Raw genomic sequence first — 4,486 nt, 5'->3', positions numbered from 1 at the left:
ATCTTCGGTGGTTCATCGGATTGTCATGAACTTTTACCATACTGTCCCCCCACAAGAACCTGTTGTGACGCCCCCCTTGAAAATGGTCCGATAATATCTACCCCCACCCAATTAATTATCCCTGAATTATCGTAGGGGCATGGCATTGCCATGCCCTATTAACATCGTGTCCCCACAGAATAACCTGTTGTGTCGTCCCCCTAGAAAAGGGCACGATGATATCGTGCCCCTACAAGAATAACCTGTCTGGTGAAGGGAAAAGGGCACGATAATATCGTGTCCCTACAAGAATAACCTGTCTGGTGAAGGGAAAAAGGTACGATAATATCTATCCCCACCCAATCAATTATCCCCACCTACTTATTGACCCATGACCAACAAACCACCCCCTCCCTCTCCTTGGTTAATTCAACCCGAAGATGACCCAGACCCTAGCGCTAGTTTTGTGGACTATCTGCGCTGGATGCGTGAACCGAGTTCGGTTGTAGACAATAGCAGTAAGAAACGGGATAATGACAGCAAACTGCAACTGCTGCAAATCGCCGAAAACCGGGCTAATTACGTCCAGCATCTGACGAAATTAAACCAACGCACCCGCCAAATTACCCAAGCAAGAAAGGGTTATTTATTGAAAGTAACTTGTCCCTGGCGAATTCGAGTGGGCGGCGATCGCGGTCCTGAGAGTATTTTACTGCCTGCTTTTGATTCCTTGGGTATGCCGTATATTCCGGCTTCGACGCTACGGGGAGTCGCCCGACATGCTGCATGGCAAGGGATTAAATCGCGATCGCGCCAAAAATTTCAGCTACGATCCGATAGGACGCCAGACGCCGCTGAGACAGCAGCGATGCGAGAGGCTGACCACAGAGTAATGGCTTACTTTGGCGCTTTGGATGCACAACAGCCGCAGGATCGGATGGCTAAGGTGATTTTTTTAGATGCTTATCCTATACCTCAACCGGACACTCCCTCTGGGGGATTGGCGCTGGATATGGCGAATTCGCTTTGGTCGTGGGATGGGGATACCCTGGAGTATAATCCGAATCCCAATCTGTTTTTCTCCCTTAAACAACCAACGTTTCTGATTGGGATTTTACCCAGAGTTCAGGGTGAACAGGGGGCGAAGATTTGTAAACAGGTGGCGAAGTGGTTGATGGCGGGGTTAAGCGCTGGTATTGGTTCTCAGGTGAATAGTGGTTATGGTCGTTTGGTGAAATCCAATCAGGCGGTTGACCAATTGTCTTTACCCCAGGAATTCTTGCGGATTAGGTTTATTGTAGAGGGTCAGGGGATTCATGGTATCAAACGATTGGGGAATCCTTTTCAACCCTATAAACGAAACCGTGAAACCGGGGACTGGGAACGAAACCGTCAGGGACAGTTAAAACTCAACGACTACTCCGAAGCTGAATTTCGACCCATCGCTTTTAAGTCCATGGTGCGCTATTGGTTCCGCGCTTTCAGTTTAGGGGTTTTGCCTGTGGAGAGGGTAAAAACCTGGGAGGCGAGGTTATGGGGGGCGATTGACCCGAAAAACTATGGTTGGGTGAAAGTTGACGCCGTGGAGACACCGGAAGAACGGGAAAAGGATCACGAACAGGTGGGGATTTTCCGGATGGCATATTCCCCAGCCGCCCCCCTAAACCATCACTGCGCGATCGCGAAATTGATGGAGAATTTGTGTTGGTTAGCCTTTCGTTTAGGAGGCGTGGGTCAAGGCGCGAGACGTCCCTATTACGAACGCAACAGTAATCCCAGGATACGCGGGTCTTGCCTAATTTTACCGGGTGAAGATGGGTTTTGCTTACTCCCTGCCACTTTATCCCTATTTCAATCGGCTTTTCAACACCGACTGCACCAATTCGACCAGGCGTTGGCGGAACTGACGGCTGAACCTATAGACAGGCGATCAATCCTATCTGTGACTCAAGTGAGTGCTGATCAATGGGCGGAAGCTGTGGATGCTGATTGTCAGATTTGGGGGGTTTCTGGCACAAATGGTAAGAGAAAGCCCTATGCTTTGGAGATATTGCACGAGTATTTCCATCAGTTAAATGGTCGCAATTCTGACGCGGCGAGGAATTTATGTGGCGGTTCGGGGAATGATGGTGATACGATTCCCTCTCCGATTTGGATTGCTGATTTTGAACGTTACCAAGTGGTAACGGTATTTGGTAGCACTCATGACCCCCGTAGGGAGTATTTGAGACGCTTGCAGCGTGAATCTCAAGAGTCGTTTCGCCTTGTATAGGAAATAGGGAACTCTAAGATTCAGTATTTTTATATGAACCTGTTCGTAGTCAGCACTTTAGTGCTTGTAAATAAGCCATTTTAAGGCACTAAAGTGCCTACTACAAACAATTTCATTACAACCGGACACGATATCTTTATTTTCTGGAAGTCCCCCAAAATCCCCCACTAGCCTGAGTGTTGGTGGGGGTTTCCATTCCAATAGTTTCCCCAGCGAGTGGGGACCTCTTATTACCTTTGGAGTCGTAGGTGTGGCTGTTTCGTTTCCATTCCAATAGTTTCCCCAGCGAGTGGGGACAAAATCTCACGATTTATTATGTATGCCAGTTTTTTCTTGTTTCCATTCCAATAGTTTCCCCAGCGAGTGTGGACCTTAACAACCTTTTGATTTTGCGGAACGAAGCCTGCAAGTTTCCATTCCAATAGTTTCCCCAGCGAGTGGGGACGCTTTAGCTGCTTGTGTGGCTAATATTACTCATCTTGGTTTCCATTCCAATAGTTTCCCCAGCGAGTGGGGACTTGCCACTTCAAAAGACCTCCAATTCAAAGCTTATGAGTTTCCATTCCAATAGTTTCCCCAGCGAGTGGGGACCACCTTTATGAAAATGTGTGGATTGACATGAATCCTGCAACCGTTTCCATTCCAATAGTTTCCCCAGCGAGTGGGGACAGCCTCATCTTAAACCCTTGCCCTGTTTGAGGTCTAGAGGCAGTTTCCGACGCTCACCAATTTTGACCGAAAAAATCCGACAAATCCGGCAGAAAAAATCGCTGAAACCCTTACAGGACAAGCGACCGACGCTCAGAACGAAATAATCAGCCTTTCAGCCATTTTGCTTGAGCGTCGGTTGTCATTGGTCATTGGTCATTTGTCCTTTGTCATTTGTATAGCAGCTACCTTGGTAAGTTAGGACATTCCTTACTGTTCCCTATTCCCCATCTCCGCGTCTCCGCGTCTCCGCGTCTCCCCCTCTCTATTCCCTAACGAAACTGCTGCACAAACCCCCGTCCCAAACTTTCCTGTCCCCCAATTTGGAGAATATTCCGTTCCTCCTCATCAAGCAACAATTCAAACAAACCCCTAGCTAAATCCACCCCATTCTCCGTAGACGACATCCCATACCCCTCGGCTAAACCTTGTCGGCGATTCGCCAACTCTTGTCCCCGTTTCGTTGTCGCCTTACTATTAACTTGAGACGTTACCCCCCACGGCACATACATTAACGTATCCGGTGGAATCGCCTCCTCATAGCGAAACCCTCCCTCAACGGATTTATGGGCATCTAACTTAATCTTGACTTGCCGCCATAAACTCATTTGAATTAACGTACTGCAATGCTGGTCAGGTAACAATAACACTCGCTGAATTTCACTCTGATTCCCAGCCTGGGGAACAAACGCTTGCCAATTCGACCACGGCTGTAAACTATCCTTAATTATCGCATCCTTCAAATAAATCGGTCGGGGATTCTCTGTGGTTTCCGATACCAAATTCGTGCTGTAGGGGTTTGGAATAGTCGATAAATCTGCCACAAACCTTGCCCAGCGACGTAGTAACATTGGAGAACTAATCCACACCACGCCATGACTCAACGAAGACACCGGTAACCATAATAATGAAGCATCGCCCAACCAAATATCTCCCTGTTCCAATTGAGACGATTCCGGACTCAAATTCGGACTCGTCTCACTAGCGGTGGGACTTTTAATATCCGTTAATTCCGGACCAAATAACTGCACCCGTAGCGCCTCATCATTAACACTCGCCCGCAGCCGCCCACGAATCGTGGAGGAGGGAATATAGGGTAAATTGGTATGAGATTCACGGGCAATTCCCACCAAGTTTCCCTCTTGGGTGGTGCCTCCTGTATGTAAAGGAGAAAGAAGGTATAAATACAGGTAGTGAATTTGATTCATAATGAGAAAACAGGCAACAGGCAACAGGCAACAGGGGAGTCATGGCGATAGTCATGGCGATTGAAATCGCTGCTACACAAACAAAGTCCGCCTGCGCGGACTTGATTATAACGGGGGTAGCGTTCCCCAGATTTGGTATTACTGGCAAAGTCGGAAACATTCAACACTCAACACGATAGGGGAAGTAACTGTAACTAAAAAGCTGGACACTTTTGGACATTGTTGGATATTTTGTCCAGGTTTTGTTGTGTTATAATGAACGCAAGCGAAAACCAAGCTAAAAATCTTAGGGCTTGAGACCCCGTAACAAAGCTTTTAA

The 4,486-nt window shown here is 47.7% G+C and carries 2 protein-coding genes and 1 CRISPR repeat array; of the genes, one reads left to right on the top strand and one right to left on the bottom strand.

The window, feature by feature from the left end:
• Positions 1–370 precede the first annotated feature (370 nt).
• Entirely contained in the window at positions 371–2,251 is a 1,881-nt protein-coding gene (locus tag RLO19_RS25395) for an RAMP superfamily CRISPR-associated protein (RefSeq protein ID WP_446360179.1), read from the top strand.
• 188 nt (positions 2,252–2,439) lie between these two features.
• Positions 2,440–2,920: direct repeats of the CRISPR family, unit length 36 nt; unit sequence GTTTCCATTCCAATAGTTTCCCCAGCGAGTGGGGAC.
• A gap of 311 nt (positions 2,921–3,231) precedes the next feature.
• Here the strand turns inward: RLO19_RS25395 and cmr4 are convergent.
• Positions 3,232–4,167 carry a type III-B CRISPR module RAMP protein Cmr4 gene (gene cmr4 / locus RLO19_RS25390; protein WP_446360178.1) on the bottom strand — a complete coding sequence of 312 codons (936 nt, stop codon included), beginning with the start codon at positions 4,165–4,167 and terminating at the stop codon, positions 3,232–3,234.
• Positions 4,168–4,486: the final 319 nt, after the last annotated feature.

The sequence above is a fragment of the Coleofasciculus sp. G2-EDA-02 genome (assembly GCF_040226375.1).
Taxonomy (GTDB): domain Bacteria; phylum Cyanobacteriota; class Cyanobacteriia; order Cyanobacteriales; family Coleofasciculaceae; genus Coleofasciculus.
This window is presented reverse-complemented; position numbering and strand designations above follow the sequence as displayed.